Consider the following 21,034-nt stretch of genomic DNA (forward strand, 5'->3'; position numbering starts at 1 on the left):
CATGGATAAATTAACAGAGAAAACACAGATCACACCCGACACTATTATTAACTTTTGGTTTGAAGAGATTAAGCCGAAACAGTGGTGGGTTAAAGATATTGAATTTGATGAGCTGATTAAACAGCGATTCGCTGAGACCTTGGCGCAAGCAGTGCAAGGCGAACTTTACCACTGGCGTGCAACGCCGCAAGGGCGATTGGCCGAGATTATCGTGCTCGATCAGTTCTCACGTAACATTTTTCGTGATACGCCACAGTCTTTTGCTGCCGATCCAATGGCCTTGGTGTTAGCACAAGAAGCGGTAGCCCTAAACTATGACGGTGAACTGAAAGACAAACAAGTGCCGTTTTTGTTTATGCCCTATATGCACAGTGAATCACTTGCCATACATGAAGTCGCTGTGCGCTTGTTCAGCCGTGAGGCAGCGCAAGGTAACCTTGAATTTGAACGTAGACACAGGGCCATTATTGAACAATTTGGTCGCTACCCACATCGTAATGCTATTTTAGGCCGCGATTCTAGCCAAGCAGAACTCGCCTTTTTAACCCAGCCAGGATCCAGCTTTTAGGTGCAACTTACTCTCGAACGGTTAAGCCTTCTAACCCACACTAGAAGAGCTATTTAACCACGAGTACTGGGCACTTTGCTTTATTAGCTAAGCCTTCGCCAATATTGGGATTGAGCAGATGCGAGATCCCCTGACGTCCATGACTGGCGATAACAATCATGCCTATTTCACCCAGCTCCGCTTCTGCTAGGATCTCTTTGAGTACCAAGCCAGTGCGAATAACCGTTTTAACTGTTAGGCCTGGGTTAAGTTCCTGCTGCACCTCAAGTTGTATTTTCTGCAAGCTTTCAGTCGCAAACGAGGTTATCTGCTGCTCCAACTCAGCAGCAGCCTCTACCGCAAGCCCATAGTGATGCTCACTAAATGGCTCACTCATTACGTGTAACAAGCGCACACTCACCCCATACAAATTGGCCATTTCAATCGCATAATTTAGCGCATGCGACGCCGTGATTGAAAAGTCTGTTGGACATAATATTTGACGAGTACGCATATACCTCTCCTACTTGAACTTTACGCCTTAGGATCCTACGGACTACTTCACCACCAACACAGGACATTGAGCAGCATTAGCTACGATTTCGGTCACGTTGGTATGTAGAAAGTGGGACAGCCCTGTACGACCATGGCTAGCAATAACTATCATTCCAGCTTCAGATACTTCCGCCTCTTTAAGGATCTGCTCCGACGCAACACCATGACGAATAACACTCTCTACTGACAGGTCACTCTTTAGCTCTGACAGCAACGAATGCATTTGCGCCGCTGCAGACTCCTCCATACTCTGGGCGAGCTCTTCTGGGGTCACTGTGAGTATTTGGTAGTTCTCTAGCCCGACTGGCTGGTCAATAACATGAACAAGCCGTAAACCAACATGGTAAAGGTTAGCCATTTCAATCGCATACTTTAGCGCATGCGAAGCAGTTTCAGAAAAGTCTGTTGGGCATAATATTTGACGAGTACGCATAACTAATTCCTTCATACATTACATCGTTATGGCTAACCTAGGTATTGTGAGCCAATGAACAATAACAAACTTAATTTTAGTCTTTTAACCACTGCTGTGCTTCATTAGTACTTTCAAAAAAATTAGCGTCATAAGGGGTAAACCAGTCTGCCATTTTCGCCATCCACTGCAGTAATACCAGTTCCATTAAATATCTGTTCAATTCAGAGCTCTCTCAGGGCTTTCAATTCCAGACGCATTGTTGAAGATATGGCATTCCCTTTTAAGGCAATGCAACGCAGCAGTGAAAGTCCTGAGAAGCCCACGTTGTGCGGGTTTAAAATCACTTTATACTGCGCATATGGCTTTCGATATAGAATAACTATTAGCTACAACCCACTTGCTTGCCTAAAGTGATTTTAATTCCCGCTGAATGAGCAACTAATTGATGGAATTGGTATTAGGCCCCCTCACCGACAATGGCTATTTTTTTAAAAGCACGCCCATGGGCCAACCCTAGCTTAAGGTCATCCCATGCGGCCCTTAACTCCCAACCATCAAGTTCAGTCAAATCAGCCAGTACATTAATTTCAGGATGTTCCACCCCCGCTAAAGCAGACTCAAGCATAGGCACCATATATTGATAGTCTTCATGGGTAAGTTTGCCTTTCGCAATTAGGTTCAAATAAAACTGGTTGTCGAAACGTTCAATTCCTACCGATATCCCGTGTCTTTTATCACTCACCTTAATCTCCTTTCGAGGTTCGATCTCAAAGATGGCTTTTAAAGAGCACTCTTTAAAAGAGTACTCTTTTCATTCTAGTGAAGTTTAGCCAATTGGAGTTGATCTCGCTCACAAAGCAAACAGAAGTTTGACCTTTTTAAAAAAGTAGAATAATATCAGACCGACTAATCAGTCGGTTAATTAAAGTACACCTCAGGAGTTTCGTAGATGAACATGCCTATTCAAGCCCAAACAGCATTGCCGCTGTCGCAGATCTTAATCAATCAACGTGCTCACTATCTTGCGGACCCCTCACCCGCTTATGAAGCAAGAATAGAGCACCTGAAAAGTCTTAAAAAAGCCATTCTGAGCCACCAAGAAGAACTCATTAATGCGCTTAACGAGGACTATGGCAATCGCTCGGTAGATGACAGCATGATCTCTGACATCATGCCCTGCATTAATAATATTAATTACAGCATAAAGCATTTAAAAAAATGGATGAAGCCTAGCCGCCGTCATGCAGGATTGTTGTTGGCTCCAGCCAGTATTAAAGTTCAGTATCAGCCATTGGGCGTTGTCGGAATTATTGTGCCGTGGAATTTTCCTGTCATGCTGTCAGTCGGTCCGCTTATCACCGCACTCGCAGCAGGAAATCGAGCGATGATAAAACTGTCTGAATTTACTCCAGAAACCAATAAAATACTAATCGCTATGCTAGCCAGTATTTTTGATCAAAACCATGTTACATGCATCGAAGGCGAAGCTGACATCGCAGCCGAATTTTCATCGCTGCCATTTGATCACCTCTTATTTACCGGCTCAACAACCGTCGGTCGCCACGTAATGCGTAGTGCGGCGCAAAACCTGACACCCGTGACTTTAGAACTGGGTGGAAAGTCACCAGTGATTGTTGCCGATGATATCGATATGGACACCGCGGTCGAACGGATGATCTACGGCAAGTGCCTTAACGCTGGCCAGATATGCGTCGCCCCTGATTACGTCTTGGTCCCGAAAGAAAAACTTAACGACTTTGTGCAAGCCTACAAACGAAAATTTACTAAAATGTACGGCCAAGTCAGTAATAATAAAGACTACGGCAGCATTATTAATCAACGTCAATTTGAGCGGGTAATGCAGGTGCTTGAAGACGCAAAAGCCAAAGGTGCTAGCGTGATGAGTGCCAATGATGAAGCGATCAACATCGAGCATCAAAAAGTGCCGACGCAGATTATCACTGGCGCGACAGATGATATGTTGTTGTTACAAGATGAGATCTTTGGGCCACTGTTACCCGTTATCCCTTATGACAACCTACAGGAAGCGATTAGCTACATTAATCAACGTCCGCGTCCGTTGGCACTGTATTTGATGAGTTTCGATAAAAATACCCAACAAACGGTCATGAATCATACCCATTCGGGCGGTGTTTGTATTAATGAAACAGTATTTCATGTCGCAGCTGATGACGCCCCCTTTGGCGGCGTAGGCCCGTCAGGCATGGGACACTATCACGGCAAAGAGGGGTTCCTCACCTTTAGCCATGCTAAAACTATCCTTAAACGGGGTAAGTATTTTAATACTGGTAAACTGATCCACCCTCCTTATGGTGGCTGGTTGCAAAACCAATTAATGAAATTCTTCTTGCGTTAAGCAGCCAAGGTATCGCATTAATGAGCCGAATAGATAAAAAACAAGCCATATTAGACACTGCGCTGACACTGTTTGTCAGCCAGGGATTTTATGCGACTTCAACCGCCTCTATAGCCAAAACGGCAGGGGTGGCAACTGGGACGCTATTTCACCATTTTGCGTCAAAAGATGTGCTAATGAACCACCTTTTGCTCTCTATCAAACAAGAGTTTGCCTCTGCAATCAAATCACAGATGTGCAGTAAGGGAGATCTTAAACTTGATGCCGAACATCTGTGGCATGTCGCAATTGATTGGGCAATAGCAAACCCGTTAAAGCAGGAGTTCTTTCAGCAATATTCAATGTCTCCTGCTATCGCGACAGAGGTAAGAGAGCAAGCAATGACAGGTATCCTCAGCTTTATGGGAGAACTGATCATTCAAGGTCAAAAATTAGGCGTTCTCGCTAATTTTCCGCTATCCTTGATGCTAGAAGGTTGCCACGGACAATACTTGGCCGCGACAAGATACTTTCTAGACCACCCTGATAGGTGGAATGATGTGACCCATAAACAGGCGAGTTTTTCCATGTTTTGGAATGCGATGAAAACCTGAATATTATGTGACAAGCTCATGGAAGAGGTAAACCCTTGTTACAGTCGTTGTAGAAGTAGAGAAGTTATTCAAGGGAGTGAATTTATGTTAAGAATGAAGACTGAGTGCGAACACTGCAAGACTAAGCTAGCCCGCAAAGACGTTGCTTATATCTGCTCATTCGAATGTACTTACTGTAAGCGCTGTAGTGAGAAGGTACATTTCACCTGTAACAACTGCCAAGGCGCTTTAGTACTGAGGCCACCTAGATTAATCGAGCCGTTTAAGATCCCCGCTGCCGAGCTTAAAAATACCCTTTTTAGTTAGCTAAGCTTGGTATAAAGGAATAGGTATAGGTAGAGATAAAGACAGCGAGAAAATGAAAGGTCAGCAGATGCTGGCCTTTATTATATCTGAGTTTTGTGGACTTGCTGCTTCAATAAGTTAGCCCCAACAACACCGAACATGAGCATCGATTACTGATGATCGATTTCATTTCCTTACTGCTGCTGTAACTGGTTTTTGGACATAAATTGGTTAGTACTTAATCTTTGAAAGCAACGATAGCCATTAGGGAAAGTATGGCACTCTAATATTATGCGGTAACGCTGCGTCAAGTTGTGAGTAACTCAACCACTGAACCTAACCTATTGTGCCGTCATCACTACCCCTTAAATGCTAAGCGTTCCGAATATGCCTTAACTCTTTGTTATTTAACGCCCTAATAATGGGTATAAAGTTGTTGGCTAAAATGTTGAGGAACGAAAACAGTCAACTTTTGTCCTTATTTATTAGCTTGTTAGGCTTTTTTGCAAGTAATTAGTACATTGGCTTCTTTATGCATTGGATTAACTGCTTTAAATTGTAACTTTTCCCCAAGGGATATAACTTCATTTTTAGCCCAATTCTTTTTTACAAGTTGATCATCCGCAATTTTTTGTCCTTTCTGTTTGTTAATTTCCGGACTATTAGAAGAAAGAAAGGTCGACTGTTCAAACTTGATATCATAATATTGCTTTTAAAAGTCCAAGTTCCAATCAACTCAACTTCGAATGTAAAAGAAAACCCATTTTGGTACTCTACAGTCGCTTTAGAAACTTCTAAAAACTGACCATTGGCTTTATAAACTGGTGAATCATGCACTATTACATCATAAGCCTCGTTATTCATAACATATGGTTCGCAGTCCCAGTTCCCAACTAGCTGTGAGGATGTTGAACCAAATAAATAGCTAGAGAAAAATATGGATAGAAAAGAGCTGAATATTGTGATCCGTGACATGTATATATCCTTAAAGCCTAACGCCCGCATAAGGGGCTGATTAATAGTTTGCTAAAATGTGAAGCGAAGCGGAACCGAGCAAACTGTTAGCAGTCCCTTTCTTAATGCGCTTGTTATGTGTCTGTACGAACGTATTTTTGAGCTTCTTTGTGGCCATTTGTCGCAGCAATCGTTAGCCAAAACATACCTTTTTCGCTATCTTTTTTAAGATATTCACCTTCAAAATAACAATAGCCGAGAAAATACTGAGCATTAGTATGCCCTTTGTTTGCTGCAATATTTAGCCACTCAACTCTCCATTCGGTTAGCCGCTCACCGGTTTCATGGGTGAATTTCCCCGTTTCTGGCTCATCGACCCACTCGTGTTGCTTTATTAGTACCAAAGGCTCCTCGGAACCATCAATTGTATTGGAAAATTCGAGAGCTTCGTCATAAGTATGAAATGCGTAATAGTAGATTTCACCATCAAACTCATCAGGCGCCTTGCCAAGGGCGGCACCAGACACGATATTCTAAAACTTGATCGTAGAAGTAACCACCGCCTGATTTTGTGTAAGCTGGGTATTCTCCAACCATATTTTTGTCTACTGAATGAGGATACATCGACATTCCTTCCATGGTATTTAACGCCTTGCTAAAAATAATCAAAACCAGTCATTATTAATCAACAACATAGCTAGAATTCTACTAGATATCAACGTTCAGCGTCTATCAAATTACCAATTGAACCGTTTTCGATATCATGGCTGCGAATGAACTCATAAAATGAATGTTCTAGGCGAATATAGGCTGTTTAAACGCGATAAGTATGGGTAAAAACTAAAGGCTTGTAAATCTAACTCGAGCAACTGGACGGAGTAACAATCACCTCCTATATTTGTTTGTATAGAAAGAATCAAAGTAGATCACTCTAAATTTAAATTTAGCGATGGAAAATACTTAGCAACTGTCGTTCAGTTACAAGCATTCATTAATGGGTATCATTATGGACTCATTAGTTGGATAACGGACAGACACACTGCCATGGTTCAAGAGCTAGGAGCTAGCAAACGGCTAATGGGGTACAAGTATACACTCCAGATAAAGAATACATTTTCATCATGATGCTACATTGCTTAAGACACCAGCATAACATCGACCCTTTGGATAAAAACAATGGCTAAAAATAGAGACGTCCTCAGCGAGGATAGATGCCGAGATTTAGTGGTTGAGTAAATATTTCTAATCGAACTGTATCACTATTTAATGTTTGTTCGTTTGATTTAAAAGACAATTTTTAAAAACACCTGTTAGACCTGTTGCAATGACTTTTGACAGATAGTTAGTAAGGTTTGGCGTAACCCTACAGGGTCAAATGAGCGCCCCGTAGGTAAGTTGACTAGGATTACGCCGCTTATTTTAATATAAGATACGGGCTGCCAGACATTGTGGCCTGGATCTTATTGCGTAGGAAAATGCTATGAGAACTCGTCAGATACTTTGCCCGACTGATTTTTCTGAAACAGCCGAGCATGCCATGAGTTATGCTTTCGAAATGGCCAACTTTTATAACGTTGGGATTCGTTTATTACATGTTGCTGACAAACCATTTGGGGATAAACATACTCGAGCCTTGTCTGTCACCCCCGATGACTTGGCCGGTAGAATGAATAAAGAGGCGGCAGATAGAATGCGGCAATTGATAAAGACGCTTGGCAAAGATTTAACTGTTGAAGGTGTTATCCGTCATGGACATGCAGCTGAGCAGATCTTAGCATCTGCAAGCAAGATGAATGCTGGCATGATCGTTATGGCGAGTCATGGTCGAACGGGCTTTGACCACCTTCTTCATACCAACATTGCCGAAGAGGTGGCTAATAAAGCGACTTGTCCTGTTTTGGTGGTTAAATAAACTGAGCTGATATTTGAAGCCGTTATTGATTAGCAGGATTTTAACATTGTTCAATTAGGAGGTTGTCATGCGTACTCGTCATATATTATGTCCAACAGACTTCTCAGAAACGGCTGAGCATGCCTTAGGGTATGCTATTGAAATGGCAAATTTATATGGGGTGGATATCAGGCTGTTACATGTGAAGAGTTCACCTTATGGTGCACCAGATTACCGCATAGTAGTAGACAGCCCCGCAGAACTGTTACAAGACCAAGAAGCCTATGCCAACGAGAAGATGCAAGACATTATTGCTGAGGTGCGTGAGCAGATGCCGAATGATTTGATGGTTCATACTAGCGTCCGCTCTGGCGGTGTATTAGCTCAGGTTTTGGAAGAAGCTGAAGAACACGAAGTGGGTATGATAGTGATAGCAAGCCACGGTCATACTGGTTTATCACATTTGTTAAGCCCAAATATCGCCGAGGCGGTAGCCAATAGTGCTAAGTGTCCTGTGCTTGTGGTGAAATGAAAAGCGTACCTTACAGACGCTGATTTTTAGCTAGCGACAAACATCAGTATAAAGTTGTTCGGGGCATGACTCATCTCCATCAAATCTCCCCGCCGATACGTTTGCTCGGGCAGCATTTATACAGCAGAGATTGGAAGGGAGTGGGCTATACCCGAGTTGCTAGCGATCAACACCATGTCGAAGATGTGTTGATTAGTGCCGCTATCGGCGTGGTCTACGCTCCTTACTTTACCTCTCGTACCAGAGCAGGACTGGACACTGAAGATGCAAAAAATGCTCCTATTAGGTCACTAGCACCGGTGATATATTTAAACCGTTAGTTGTAGATGACAGGTCAATACAAAGGCACTTGGCCAATCCCAGCATGAGTCAATCTACAACCTTCAGTATTAGCTATCATAAGCTCAGTATCCCAACAGTTACCACGAGATTCATGCTCTGTTTTATCCGATAGTGCCATAGCATTTGTCGAGGAAGTTTACCCCATATGGCTATACAGATTCATTAAGCCACTTTACTTGAGTACTATATAGGATAGGGCCGCAGAGGGAGAGCAAAAAAGGAGACAAGCGCTTCACCCCTTTTGGTCTACTCTTGATTTCAAGAAGAGACGAAGCACCACTACTTTTGCTGTGATTAAAAGCTAAGGTTTAGATGGACAGAATGAGTTGAACAAAGCGGCATCGTTCGTCGGTGCATACCGCTGTTAGCTCACGCTCTAGCCAGAGCCAAAGTTGATAGCTGCTATCACTTGATGTTCAGTCCATCTCGCCAGGCAATGACCTCGAGTTCACCGCGGACGGCTTCATCGACCTCAATAACGGGACGCGCCTCAAATACGAAAGCAGGAAACATCGAACAATGCTTGTGAACGGTCACCTGATCGTCACACTCTACCAGCATATGCCCGCCCCACTCACCTACTCGTATCACGAAGAATTCGATCTTAAAATTGGCGGGCGCCTTCCATTGGTCGAATACCTCAAGAATGCGCTTCTGGGCATTCTCATACTCAATGGGCGAACCCTGAGGACGTTCGAACCAGCTGATCACGTATTTCATTGGCATTCTCCTAACTAGGTTAGTTTCCGGTACGATTGCTGCTTGGATGAGCTAATAACTAATTATACGGGCCGTTCAAGTAAGGTCATCTTACAAAGTTGACCATGCTAATACAGCATCCACTTCAAGTACCTAACAGCGGCATAAGTTTAGTCTAAAAAAAGCACTATCACTGGTTAAATAATACGCGGAAATGTACTGTTCAAAAACAGTGCTATGGAGTAGGTTCAACAGATTAAAACCATTGGGATATTCTGATGCAGGTACTTTTCTGGACTGTGGTTATATTGCAACTATTGGAAAGACAAATCCAAAAATTGGCCGCGCCATCCATGATTTAAAATACAACGCTTAACAAGCCCTAGCCCAAAGCTGTAGTCGCGCAATTTTCCAAACAGATAATGGCATGCAGGCGTGTCTGCCAAATTCTGTCTGGAACAGAATTGGCCTGTAAGCTCGGCCATGACAAATAGCATTCATGCTAAAAAGCCAGTTCGGCATCCATGTCTCTCGTTCGCAAGCTTGATAACCTTGTTATCTCTCACCAGAACATGGATGGCCACGGACGTATCTACATTAGGTTAGAAAAGCACAGACTCTTAGCATTTGAGTTTTCGTTTTTCCAGTAGGAAATAACAGTCTCTTAGTAAACATCATGGCTTAAATACATTAACCAAACGTGCAGAATCTAATCTCCCCCGTTGGAAATTTCGCTTTTTAAATTTCGCCGGGGCGCTGAGGGACTAACTCTTATGAAATCAACAGTGGGCGCAAGCGCTTTGCCCCTTGGCTCGACTCTTGATCACAAGAATCGGCGAAGCACCACGACTTTGACTTTTCTAAAAGTTAGCTAAAAGCGTAGCTGGATAACTAAGTTTGTTTAGGCAACCACAATCTAACACAAAGCCCTTTTTCATCGCGGTTCTGCAAGCTGATCCGACCGTCATGGGCTTCGACAATTTCACGGCACAATGGTAGCCCTAAGCCAGTGCCTGATTGCTTAGTGGAATAGAAAGGTAATAGTGCTTGACGCAACACCTCTGGTGGCATGCCAGAGCCCTCATCGCTAACTTCAATGAATACACCTTCAGTGCCATCCGACAGGCTAGAGTCAACAATCGATAGACTCACTTTATCGACACTAGAACCTGATTCATGGGCATTTTTCAGCAGATTCAATAACACTTGTTCCATCTGAATCAGATCAAATTCCACCGTAGAGTTCGGCAAGTCATTATCAAGCACAAATGAATAATGCTGCTTCAGTTGCTCGGTCAATTTAAGCCAGTCAACGGTGCTCTTTTTCGGTAAGGGCAGTTTGGCGAAGCGAGCATAATTGAAGATAAACTGACTCAAATGGCTGGTGCGATCTTCTATGGTATCAAAAATAAGCTTGAGTTTAGGGTCATCCAGATCTTTAGTGATTATGCGACCGGAATTGACCATAGAGGCTATCGGCGCAACGGAGTTATTAAGCTCATGGCTAATAATACGGATCACTTTTTTCCACACTGCGACCTCTTGGCGATTCAGTTCCCGCGTCATCTGCTTGAGTAAAATAAGGTGGTGAAACTGGCCATTCAGTAAAAACTGGCCACGAGAAAGGTGCCAGGTTTCTAGCTCTTCGCCGCTGTCTTTGGCTGCTAAGGAGAACAAACCGTCTTTAGGGTTTTCCAGTGCCACGCCTAGCTCATCAGCAACTTGCGCCATCAATTCACTAAGCTGCATGCCTTCAATTCGCAGCCCTTTGTTGAACAGGTGCCTTGCCGCGTCGTTGGCGTAGATAACACGTTTGTCGTCATCGAGCAGTAACATGACATTAGGCGAGCTTTGGATCACTTTATCGAGCAGCAGCTCTCGTTGATAAATATACTGGCGCTCTTTCCTTAACGCTTCTGCCGAATCATTAAACAGTAGCGCTAAAGCCTGCAACTGCTTATCTCCACCAACTGGAAGACTGACACTAAAATCATTATCTTTGAAATTAAGTAAACCAATTTCAAGCGCCATTAAACTGGTGGCTAAATGCCGAGTCGACACATAACTCGCCGCTAGCGCCAGGCTTACCGCTGTGATAAATATGATCAACAACAGATCCAACTGCTTAGCAACCGCTTGCGATACATCTGCATCGGCAAACCACAACAGCAAGCTAAGCGCCAGCATGAGCGCTACCGTCGTCGCCAAGGCGCTACCAACAATCAACTTAGCGCGCAGCGAAATTCGGCTTAATGACGTTCTGTCTGATGTAACCGCTGGGTTATTTTTCAATGCCATATTTTTCCATACGTCTATATAGCGCTTGTCGGCTTAAGCCTAGAGATTTAGCGACCCTAGCAATCACGCCTTTATGGTTATCTAATGCCGCTTCGATATTGGCTTTTTCACCTGCAGATGAAATAGTGGCTTGACCTGTAACTGTGGCGTTAATTACCTCTGTTTTAGTATTCTGCGCTGCAGGCTCGCTTTGTAGATGTTCTGTGTTACTAGCCGTACTTGCAGAAATATGCTGCAGCGAACTCGCCTTGGCGCTGAGGTCTAACAAGCCAAAGTCGTCGCTGGTTAAACAGCTGCTCTCAGCCAATATCACTGCTCTTTTGCAGGCATTTTCAAGCTCTCGCACATTCCCCGGCCAGTGATGTGCCTCCAGCGTTTGCCGCGTGTGTTTGTCCAATGAATAGTCAGCGCCGATGAAATGGCTAACTAAGGGTAATACATCATCTTTACGCTCATTTAAGGCAGGTAACGCCAGTTCAATCACATTGAGCCGATAGAACAGATCCTCTCTGAATCGTCCAGCTTGAATGTCTTTAATCAAATCAGCATTGGTCGCGCTAATAACGCGGACATTCACTTTACGAGTTTGATGGCTACCAAGCCGTTCAAACTCACCTGTTTGCAGTACTCGCAGTAACTTAACCTGCCCAGAAAGTGGCAAGTTACCAATTTCATCTAAAAACAGTGTGCCACCGTCGGCAGCCTCAAAACGACCAATGCGTGTTTTATTCGCGCCGGTAAACGCACCCGCTTCTGCGCCAAATAGTTCAGCTTCAAGTAGCTCCATTGGCAGTGCGCCAATATTGACCTTGATGAAAGGTTTATGTTTTAAATTTGAGTTGGCGTGAATAATATCTGCCAGTTTATCTTTACCCGCACCATTGGGCCCAGTCACCAGTACCGACACATCGCTACGGGCAATTTGCAAGGCCAAATCCACGCAGCGTTGCATCGCACCACTGCTAAAAATAATGCCGCATAAGTTGGCATCTTTGATTACTGCCATACGCTGATTATCGACTCTTGATAACTTAGCATTGGCTTTAGATAGAGCATGTAGAGAGATTAGGTTACCGACACTGGTGAGTAACTTGGCATCGTCCCAAGGTTTACCCATATAATCGGCTGCACCTTCTTTCACTAGCTCTACAGCCACTTCAAGCTGGGTCCAGGCGGTGAGCAAGACTATCGGCAGTTGTGGCTGTAACAGCCTTAAGGCATAAAACAGCGACACGCCCTCTTCACCGGAGGTGGTGTCTTGGGTGAAATTCATGTCTTGTACAACAAGTGCAATATCATGTAGTTGTACTAGTTCTAACGCCACTTCTGGTGACAAGCAGGTCAACGTACGATAACCATTAAGTTCAAGCATCAACGACAAGGCGTTACATACTGCTTGGTTATCATCAACGATGAGAATCGTATCCATATCTTCTTATAATAATGAGAGGGTAATTTAAGACTTGCCTAAAACTAACGTAAAGCGAAACAGAGATAAAGGTAAACACCTTAAATTTCAATAATCAACCGCCCATACAGCAGCTAGCTTTGGGCGGTTGATTAACCTATCTAGACGCTTCTGGTGGCTATTGCCGGAGAGATGTTAGCCGCTTTTCGAGCCGGTAATATCACAGCCACAGTCGTTAAGACCAATAGACCGGCCACTGTCACTAGCGGATAAATAAGATCCAACTTCGGCAGGCTGTACAAGGTCATTAATTGCTGCCCCAACTGCACTGCGATGAGCCCTCCTAATACGCCACCGATGAGGCATATTAGGTAGTTTTCAACTAAGAAGAAGCTAATGATGTCGCGTTTTTTAGCCCCTAGCGCACGGCGAGTACCAATTTGCTTTGTACGGCGCTCAATATTAAACATTACCATTCCCGCTAACCCCAAAGAGGTGATAAGCAGCAGTAACACCACCATCATAGACAACACAGTCGCCATCAACTCATGGTTACGGTATACGCTAGTACGGTGCTCACTAATGGTGGTAAAGCCTCTGACAACACGATTAGGGTGCTCTTTATGCAGCGCAGTTGGAATCGCCTCTTTTAATCCGACAATGGCAGCTTCATCCGCTCTTACTAAGATACGGTTAAATGATGAAGCCAGCTCCACATTAAGAATAATACTGAGATCCAAATTATCGTTATCAACCCAAGCACCTTGCAGACGCTCTACCACGCCGATAATCTTCATTGGTTGGGTACCAATATTACCGCGATACATCACCTTGCCTACGGCAGGTTCATCTCCAAAGGTATCTTTAGCAAACTGCGCTGACACTATCGCTAAACTCGCAAGCTCCGGCCCACCAGCATTAACTTCATCAGGGTAAAAGTTGCGCCCTTCAATTAAGTTGAGCCCGAGGGTTGGGATCATCTGCTCATCGCCATAATAGATAGCGGCGTTGGGACCATCTTTACGATCCTCTTCACTGGTACCATGGGAGAAGTTTGATGACCAGCCACCGCCACTCAATGGCGTCATACTGGTCAATGTAGCGGCCTTAACTCCGTCAAGTTGTCGAATAATATCGAGATCTCGAAGTGGCTGCGTGACAGGATCAACACTGTCATCAAAGTTGTAGATACTAAAGTCAAACACCTCTGACTCAGCAATTCCCGAATCTCGATTCATCAAGCCGATACGCTCACTAATGATAAAGCTGGCATTAGCCACAATAGCAACCGAGAGAATAATTTGGATCAGCAACAATAGCGGACCACTCTTATTGTGCAGCAACATACTGACAATGGGTTTAATCTGAAACATGTTAAATTCCTTTTCCGTTACTGGCTCTTGAGGTAAACGCTTGGATTAGTGCTACAAATGCGCCAAGCGGGGTAGATACCAGCGATGATTGCCGCTGAAACGGCGATAACCGGTGCAATGAACCACATACTCTGATCGAGCTGAGATAAAGAGGCTTCAAGCTCGAATCGCGATGCCAGAAAATACAATGCAAGCCATGCCCATAACAATCCGAATACGCCACCACAAAAGCCAATCAGACCGACTTCAACAAGGTGCTGGGCAAAAATCTGCAATCGACTCGCCCCAATGGCGCGCCTTACACCCACTTCGGGCGCTCGCTTAAGGAACTTAGCCAGTAAGAGCCCCAACATGTTGACTAAGCACACAATCAAGAACAATACACTTAGGCCAACCAGTACCTTGTTATCTTCTGGCACCACATTGTTAGTGGTCAGCCAAGTTGCAACATCCGATATTTCACCTTTGGCATCCGGACGTTTAAAACGGCCCAATGCCTTTTGCTGCTCAACGTAACGGACTAACCACTCCTTGTATTCTTGCTGCATAGCGGGTGAGCCAAGCTCTGCCCAGTATTGGATCCAATGCATTTCAGAGTTGAGGCGGTCGTTATAATTTCTAATATCTTCATGACGCCAGCTGTTGTTATTCCCCCAGCTTTCAAACTCCTCGATAGGAGCTAAAGAGAACGGCACAAAAATCTGCTCTGAATCATTAAATGCACCATTATTGACGTCGTAATACTTGGGGCTTGGATTCCAGGTTTTGGTGATGCCGACCACTTGATAGGGTTTGCGGTTGAGCATCAATGTCTTGCCTATATTGTTGCCGCCGCCCAAGGCTTTGTTGTTGAGCTCTTCACTGATAACAACCTTGTAACCGCCCTCTTGGTCAACTTGCTTACTCCAAGTGCCGCCATGTAAAAATGGCACTGCAAACATGCTAAAGAAGTCCCCCTCTACAACACGAACTCCTTCTAGAATGGGTGAGAAGTTCTCATCTTCAGTTTGTACTGCAAGCCCGGTACGAAACATTGCCGTTTGACGCACTGGCACTTCGCTTTTGAGCAAATTGGTAGCATCTTGATAGGTGATCTGCTCATTGATGCGTTGCCATGTATCAACATCTTGGCTCATCAGCTGCACCGCAAATAGCGTTGATGAACGCTCTCCAGCAGGGTTAATCGATGCCATCTTATAAATATTAAGAGTGGTAATGGTTATCCCGATCCCGATAGAGATAGCCAACACCATCAGTAGCGATAGAAAGGGGGTTTTCTTTATGCTGCGCCATGCGAGATCTAAATAATAAAAAAACATAGTTATCTCCCTCGATTATGATGCTACAGCTGATGCAACTGAAATAATTTCAGCATTTTTGTCCTGCGCTGAAGCGGCTTGTGCAACGCTGCCATGTTCACCCTGATACATAGTGAAATCACAAACTTGGCCATCGACAATCTGAATATTTCGCTGGGCACGACGCGCTAATTCAGCATCGTGAGTCACCATGATAATGGTGGTTCCCGCCTTATTAATGTCCTCTAACAGCTCCATAACCTGTCTTGCCATTAGGCTATCAAGGTTACCTGTTGGCTCATCGGCAAGTAGGAAGTGTGGCTCACCCGCTAGTGCTCGTGCTATTGCAACGCGCTGCTGCTGCCCACCAGAAAGCTGTGTTGGTAGATGTTTCATTCTTGCAGCTAAACCAACTTGCTCTAACGCACGCTCTACACGCACTTTACGCTCTTTAGCATTAAAGCCGCGATAGCGTAATGGCACTTCAACGTTTTCGGCTAAGTTAAGATCAGCGATCAAATTGAATCCCTGAAAGATAAAGCCTATCTTCTCATTTCGAATTGCCGCACTCTTGTTGTCGCTAAGGTTTGAGATGTTGACGCCATCAAGAAAGAAATCGCCATGGGTAAAACCTTCGAGCAGACCCGCAATATTCAAAAAAGTGGTTTTTCCTGAGCCTGATGGTCCTGTTACCGCGACGAACTCACCCTCTTGTACATCTAGATTGAAATCGCGCAGTGCATGGGTTTCGACTAAGTCCGTTTTAAATACCTTGCTGATGTTTTTCATTGATAACATGGTTAATATTCCCTTAATTAATTTTGTTTACTAACCCGAATTCAGGTTATTTAAGTCGTTAGTCCGCTAAACAATGCAAGATTGAAAGCAAAATCTGGCTGATGTCATCGCTCGTAATTAGCGCCACATCTGCAATACTGGGTAAATTAAATGAGCTGTCGTTGGTCAACTCGATTAAATCGAGACCAATGAATATCCACTCACCGGCACTGTCAGTCGATACTTGTACCGCAACTATCAGCATGAATAACGCCAATGCTGTCACTAACTGAGGGCTTTTAAATTTAGTCATTTTCAAACTCCTAAGATTTGATATTCATCAACTAGCGAACAAGAACTTGTGGCGCTTTTTTGAAAGGCTCAACGCTTGAGGTCACCCAAACATCACCCACCTTGCCGCCTTGAATCACTTCAATATGGCTCATGCTGCGAGCACCAAGTTGAATAGGCATATGCTCAGCAATATCACCTTGCATTACGTAGACTTCTTGCCCGCCACCACTCGTGACAAATGCACCGCGTTTTACCATTAATACATTCGCTCTATGCTCTAATAACACTCGTGCTGAAAGACGCTGATTCTGACGTAGATGCAGGCTGTCGTTCTGTTCGAAGCGCACTCTGGCAGTGACTTCACGGTTACGCACTTCAGGTGAGATAGAGGCAAGCTCTCCCATCATGGTGATAGCGCCAAAACTCAGCTCTACCGCCATCCCTAGCCCTAACTCATCGGCGTATGACTCTGGTACAGCAAGCTCGGCTTCAAAAGCACTCAAATCCACCACGGTTAAAATGGGTTGGCTTGAGCCGATTCGCGCTTTTTGCTCTGTTAGCCAATTACCAATAATGCCGCCAACAGGAGCAATAATATTAAGCGCCGCGACTTGACGCTCTAGCTCTTTCACCACTAACGCTTGACGATCGACCTCTAACGCAGTGTTCTTTAACTCGAAGGTTAGGGTGTCTTTCATCAGTAACGCTTCTTGACCCGCATGAGCAAACATCAGCTTTGCTTTATGCAAATCATCTTTACTTTTTTCAAAATCAATTTTGCTAATTAACTTGGACTGGATCAGTTGATCACCACGGCGACTTTCACGATCCGCGGCCTCTAAGTCTACCTCCGCAATATCCAGTGTTTGCTGTGCTTTTAGTTGTTGTCTACGCGCATCGAGGCGGGCACGTTCTAGTGAGCTTTTCATGCCTTCGAGCAGCGCTTCTTGCTGCTTTAGATTATTGGTCAACTTGTGGCTTTCGATAGAGGCCACAATATCGCCCTGCTCGACACGGTCACCCGGCTTGGCAAGCAAGGTAACACTCCCCTGTTCAGGGCTATAAAGGACTGGTGCGTTAGCAGCAACAATTTTTCCAGTAGTGGGGATATCACGTATAAGCGTACCGCGCTCTAGCGTGGCAAACCTCAGTTCAGAACGCTTGATTGAAGTGGCAACAGAATCGCTCCCCATACTTGACCAAACCAAACCTGACACCAACAGTGCCGCAATACCCAACATTGCAGGGCGCTTAACCTTGTTCACCTTGCTTGGCTGTTTAACTGTATCTTGTGCGCTGGTATCCTGAATCATCTGCTGTCCCTATTTGTGTCCGATATCTACAATATCTATTCCGATAGGCTTATTAATACAAACTGTGTGCCAAAAAATAAAAAACCTTTATTAACAACATCTAAAATACTATCCAGCCTCAGCGGACAGTCAATAGTGTCCGCGGTCACTTGTTAAAAGTGTCCGTTCATCTATTTGATTGTCCGATATAGGGAAAGTGTCCGAAATATTTAGAAGCAGGTTTGAGAATGAACAGGGGCTAGGAGCTAGGTTTGAAAGCAAGCAGGTTCTAGGGGCTAGGTTTGAGGTTTGAGAATGAGCAGGTTCGAGGTTATAGGAGCTAGGTTCCGCTGTATTAACCGTTAATACCACGCCGCATTTCCTAGCACCTGCTCTGCCAAGAACCTGCTAGCGCCTGCCATTCCTAGAACCTGCATTTCCTAGCACCTGCCTTTCCTAGCACCTGCCTTTCCTAGCACCTGCCTTTCTTTAAAACGCTTGGCAGAAAACGGTAAAGCTGGCGATGATAGCGACAAACCAAGATAGGCTTCTCAAGCTGCCCATATCTTTTAGATATAGCACTTGGTAAGCCACCCGAGCAGCTACATGCACAATGGCGGCGGTCTCGGCGACCATGTTCACCTTACCCGTCGCGAGTACAACCAACACAGCAAGGCCGAAAATAAGCAATGATTCGAAGGCATTCTGATGTCCCGCAACCGCTCTTGCACCAAAACCTGTTAGCTTTGATTGCTGCTCACGGGGGTGACTATTGTCATAGCCACCCAGTTTCGCCATCGCGACCGCCACAGGTCCTTTAGCAACATAAGGCAGTAACATCGCAATGAGCAAACAGATAAGTAAAGTGGTCATATTAGGATCCTTTTTTAATTTATTGTTTTAGCTTTTTAATTTGAGCAGCACCTTAACATAACCGACAACATCAGACACAGCTGAGCCAGAGCCTGTACCTAGCTATAGGTCCTAAAATATAAGGAATAACTAAAGCTATTAATTTAATTGACTTTTATAATACAAAATTAATAGTATGTCATCATTATGCCTTACTTTGTCCAGCGCAAAGCATGTAAGCAGTATTATGGCGACGGAAGCCGTTTTTTACGGATAATCAATTATAAAGGACTATAGATGCAGCACTGTTCTAGCCCACTTTTTATCAATGATAGTTTTTGCCCTGATTGCGGCGATAAAATTGACAACACGCTATCCATAAAATCTCTTGAGCAACACTATCCAGATATTATTGAAGCCCTATTAACCCACTGCCCTGATGCGAATATTTATACGGGTTGGGTTGAAAAAACTCACCATTACAAACGCGTACACCGAAGTGGCGGTAACGATAGCGAAACCCTATATTACTCATACTGGTTTCTTACGCTTAATAATGAGAAAGATGAACCTTTTACCATCAGTATCAGCTCAGAGGATAGCTCTTTCGATAGCGTGACCAAAGGTGATATCATGACCTTTCTGCAGCCAACGAGCTATAACCTAAACTACAAGCTCGCCGATGCTAACGACAAGCGCATTGTGACCCACACCGAAGCCGCTACCGCAGTTATTTTTCATCGTGATTCAGGCCAAGAGTCAATTCTAAACCCAGTTTATCAGCCTGAAGAGTTTTCAAAGTTTGCCACCTTTAGCAGTACCCTTTTCTTCTCTGCCATTGCCGCAATATCAGGGCTGTTTTTCGATCTTTATAACGCTGAAGCCGCTGGTGTTATTACCGCGCTACTCACCCTCTTCGGTTCAATCTATAGAATTAGTAGCAAAACCAAGACATTTGAAGCTGAAACCGCAAGATATGATGAAATCAAACGCACCGTCAAGCGGATCCTTGGCGTGTCAAACTCAGATATGGGCTATGATCGCCGCGGTCGAAAAGCCAAAAATGATGACGTGTACTGCATTAGTTGTGAACAGCTGATCAATAGTCACTATCATTATTGTCATTGTTGTGGTCAATCCCAGCTAAATGAAGCACCCGCTATATTCATTGAAGCAGCACCAAAGCTGGTATCCACTAGCGGCATCGAAAATGAGAGTACAAGCGCTGACTCTGAAACAACGACGGCAACCACTACTGATACCGGGCTAAGCAGCGAGCAGTCCCATGCTATGACTGCGACAAGTGATAATGTCACCCCGATCACCAGTGCTCCACGCCAACGTATGACTCGCCGCGACAAGATATTACAAGTGTGTGCGCCATTTTCTACTGTCGACAATACAGAGCATCAACACAAGCACCTCTTCGCCAAGAATTATCAATGCACGTTATCGACCTCATCGAGTATTGTCCGCGTCACCGATAAAGAGGTCGGCACCAGCGTCAGCGATGATACAAATGTCACCACTAGAACAACCCGTACTGATTACAGAAATGGTTACGGCAGTGTCCGCTCCGAATATAGAACAGAGACCTCTAGTCATAGACAAAGAAACTCCAACCTCTACGGTGAACTCACTGTGGAAACGCCCGAGGGCGAAGTGCAAAGCTTTAAAGCAGCTAGGTCGCTGCTAGGCTCTGCCGACATCGGTGATTGGATCTTGCTAGGCAGCAGCAAAGTTGAAGGGACAGCTTGCCGAACTGATTATGACGAGTTCTATTATAATATCAGTAAAGATAACCTGATTGAGCCAGAGTCGATGACTAGCTGGGGACGCATATCGGGTAAAAGCCAAACTATTGTCATATTACTGTTTGCGCTAGCCATTGGCAGTACGATTTACTTCCACGATGTGATGAACCTGCTTGCGCCGCTGGTGCCTAACGACGTATGGAATCTGGTGTTTGGCCTAACCAATTCACTCTCCTTGCCGATTAGCTATACACCTATGGTGTTATTTAGCCTGTTTTTTGTGGTTGTTTTAATTATCGCCAGAATGTGCCGCAACCACACCAAGAGAAAGTTGCAATTAGCGCTAAAACCACTACATGCAACACTTGAAAAGTGCCAACAAACACGAGAGTCCTTCGATAAAATTTAACTTTTATCATAAAAAATAGCGCCTAATAAGGCGCTATTTTTTTATGTTTCATTGAATTAGATTGCAAACGCTAGCAAAAACGCAATTAA

The 21,034-nt window shown here is 44.4% G+C and carries 20 protein-coding genes and 2 pseudogenes; 8 read left to right on the plus strand and 14 right to left on the minus strand.

Going from position 1 to position 21,034, the window contains the following annotated elements; all coding sequences use genetic code 11:
* Nucleotide 1 precedes the first annotated feature (1 nt).
* Nucleotides 2-568, plus strand: a complete 567-nt coding sequence (locus JK628_RS17640; protein WP_202286248.1) for a DUF924 family protein — start codon at nt 2-4, stop codon at nt 566-568.
* Between the two features lie 49 nt (nt 569-617).
* Here the strand turns inward: JK628_RS17640 and JK628_RS17645 are convergent, their stop codons facing one another.
* The 4 genes and pseudogenes from JK628_RS17645 to JK628_RS17660 form a co-directional block, all read right to left on the minus strand.
* The gene (locus JK628_RS17645; RefSeq protein WP_202286249.1) at nt 618-1,061 is read right to left on the minus strand and encodes a universal stress protein; all 444 of its coding nucleotides are present in this window, start codon (nt 1,059-1,061) and stop codon (nt 618-620) included.
* A gap of 42 nt (nt 1,062-1,103) precedes the next feature.
* The gene (locus JK628_RS17650) at nt 1,104-1,535 is read right to left on the minus strand and encodes a universal stress protein (protein ID WP_202286250.1); all 432 of its coding nucleotides are present in this window, start codon (nt 1,533-1,535) and stop codon (nt 1,104-1,106) included.
* Between the two features lie 76 nt (nt 1,536-1,611).
* The gene (locus JK628_RS23485) at nt 1,612-1,737 is read right to left on the minus strand and encodes a hypothetical protein (protein ID WP_272931632.1); all 126 of its coding nucleotides are present in this window, start codon (nt 1,735-1,737) and stop codon (nt 1,612-1,614) included.
* A gap of 246 nt (nt 1,738-1,983) precedes the next feature.
* Nucleotides 1,984-2,259, minus strand: a pseudogene (locus JK628_RS17660) (STAS/SEC14 domain-containing protein); the annotation flags it as partial.
* Between the two features lie 207 nt (nt 2,260-2,466).
* Between JK628_RS17660 and JK628_RS17665 the strand changes: the two are divergent.
* The 3 genes from JK628_RS17665 (at nt 2,467) to JK628_RS17675 (ending at nt 4,793) form a co-directional block, all read left to right on the plus strand.
* Nucleotides 2,467-3,894 carry a coniferyl aldehyde dehydrogenase gene (locus JK628_RS17665; RefSeq protein ID WP_202286252.1) on the plus strand — a complete coding sequence of 476 codons (1,428 nt, stop codon included), beginning with the start codon at nt 2,467-2,469 and terminating at the stop codon, nt 3,892-3,894.
* Nucleotides 3,895-3,914: 20 nt separating this feature from the next.
* Nucleotides 3,915-4,487 carry a TetR/AcrR family transcriptional regulator gene (locus JK628_RS17670; RefSeq protein WP_202286253.1) on the plus strand — a complete coding sequence of 191 codons (573 nt, stop codon included), beginning with the start codon at nt 3,915-3,917 and terminating at the stop codon, nt 4,485-4,487.
* A gap of 84 nt (nt 4,488-4,571) precedes the next feature.
* Nucleotides 4,572-4,793 (plus strand): DUF1272 domain-containing protein, encoded by a 222-nt coding sequence (locus JK628_RS17675; RefSeq protein WP_202286254.1) that lies wholly within the window; start codon nt 4,572-4,574, stop codon nt 4,791-4,793.
* A 1,067-nt stretch (nt 4,794-5,860) separates the two neighbouring features.
* Here the strand turns inward: JK628_RS17675 and JK628_RS23335 are convergent.
* On the minus strand, nt 5,861-6,253 hold the full coding sequence (locus JK628_RS23335; protein WP_237524049.1) for a tetratricopeptide repeat protein: 393 nt from the start codon (nt 6,251-6,253) through the stop codon (nt 5,861-5,863).
* Nucleotides 6,254-7,206: 953 nt separating this feature from the next.
* On the opposite strand from JK628_RS23335, the gene JK628_RS17685 reads away from it, so the two are divergent.
* From JK628_RS17685 to JK628_RS17695, 3 genes and pseudogenes are all read left to right on the plus strand, one after another.
* A complete protein-coding gene (locus tag JK628_RS17685; protein WP_202286255.1) occupies nt 7,207-7,638 on the plus strand; it encodes a universal stress protein in 432 nt (143 codons plus the stop codon).
* Between the two features lie 67 nt (nt 7,639-7,705).
* Nucleotides 7,706-8,149 (plus strand): universal stress protein, encoded by a 444-nt coding sequence (locus JK628_RS17690; protein ID WP_202286256.1) that lies wholly within the window; start codon nt 7,706-7,708, stop codon nt 8,147-8,149.
* A 58-nt stretch (nt 8,150-8,207) separates the two neighbouring features.
* A pseudogene (locus tag JK628_RS17695) lies at nt 8,208-8,382 on the plus strand (phosphatase PAP2 family protein); the annotation flags it as partial.
* A 514-nt stretch (nt 8,383-8,896) separates the two neighbouring features.
* On the opposite strand, the gene JK628_RS17700 reads toward JK628_RS17695, so the two are convergent.
* From JK628_RS17700 to JK628_RS17740, 9 genes are all read right to left on the minus strand, one after another.
* Complete coding sequence (locus JK628_RS17700) at nt 8,897-9,211, minus strand: DUF3303 domain-containing protein (protein ID WP_202286258.1); 315 nt, start codon at nt 9,209-9,211, stop codon at nt 8,897-8,899.
* 870 nt (nt 9,212-10,081) lie between these two features.
* Nucleotides 10,082-11,488, minus strand: coding sequence for a sensor histidine kinase (locus tag JK628_RS17705; protein WP_202286259.1), 1,407 nt, complete (start codon nt 11,486-11,488; stop codon nt 10,082-10,084).
* Nucleotides 11,472-12,917: a sigma-54-dependent transcriptional regulator gene (locus JK628_RS17710; protein ID WP_202286260.1), complete on the minus strand. Its 1,446-nt coding sequence runs from the start codon at nt 12,915-12,917 to the stop codon at nt 11,472-11,474. Before JK628_RS17710 ends, JK628_RS17705 begins: the two co-directional genes overlap by 17 nt.
* A 140-nt stretch (nt 12,918-13,057) precedes the next feature.
* Nucleotides 13,058-14,269, minus strand: a complete 1,212-nt coding sequence (locus tag JK628_RS17715) for an ABC transporter permease (protein ID WP_202286261.1) — start codon at nt 14,267-14,269, stop codon at nt 13,058-13,060.
* A 17-nt stretch (nt 14,270-14,286) separates the two neighbouring features.
* Nucleotides 14,287-15,588, minus strand: coding sequence for an ABC transporter permease (locus tag JK628_RS17720; protein WP_202286262.1), 1,302 nt, complete (start codon nt 15,586-15,588; stop codon nt 14,287-14,289).
* A 15-nt stretch (nt 15,589-15,603) separates the two neighbouring features.
* On the minus strand, nt 15,604-16,365 hold the full coding sequence (locus tag JK628_RS17725; protein WP_202286263.1) for an ABC transporter ATP-binding protein: 762 nt from the start codon (nt 16,363-16,365) through the stop codon (nt 15,604-15,606).
* Between the two features lie 58 nt (nt 16,366-16,423).
* Nucleotides 16,424-16,657: a hypothetical protein gene (locus JK628_RS17730; RefSeq protein ID WP_202286264.1), complete on the minus strand. Its 234-nt coding sequence runs from the start codon at nt 16,655-16,657 to the stop codon at nt 16,424-16,426.
* A gap of 31 nt (nt 16,658-16,688) precedes the next feature.
* Nucleotides 16,689-17,951, minus strand: coding sequence for an efflux RND transporter periplasmic adaptor subunit (locus JK628_RS17735; RefSeq protein WP_202286265.1), 1,263 nt, complete (start codon nt 17,949-17,951; stop codon nt 16,689-16,691).
* Nucleotides 17,952-18,419: 468 nt separating this feature from the next.
* Nucleotides 18,420-18,803, minus strand: coding sequence for an MAPEG family protein (locus JK628_RS17740; RefSeq protein ID WP_202286266.1), 384 nt, complete (start codon nt 18,801-18,803; stop codon nt 18,420-18,422).
* Between the two features lie 276 nt (nt 18,804-19,079).
* Here JK628_RS17740 and JK628_RS17745 point away from each other — a divergent pair, with 276 nt between their 5' ends.
* Nucleotides 19,080-20,945 carry a hypothetical protein gene (locus JK628_RS17745; protein ID WP_202286267.1) on the plus strand — a complete coding sequence of 622 codons (1,866 nt, stop codon included), beginning with the start codon at nt 19,080-19,082 and terminating at the stop codon, nt 20,943-20,945.
* Nucleotides 20,946-21,034 lie beyond the last annotated feature (89 nt).

This window comes from Shewanella sp. KX20019 (assembly GCF_016757755.1).
Taxonomy (GTDB): Bacteria; Pseudomonadota; Gammaproteobacteria; order Enterobacterales; family Shewanellaceae; genus Shewanella.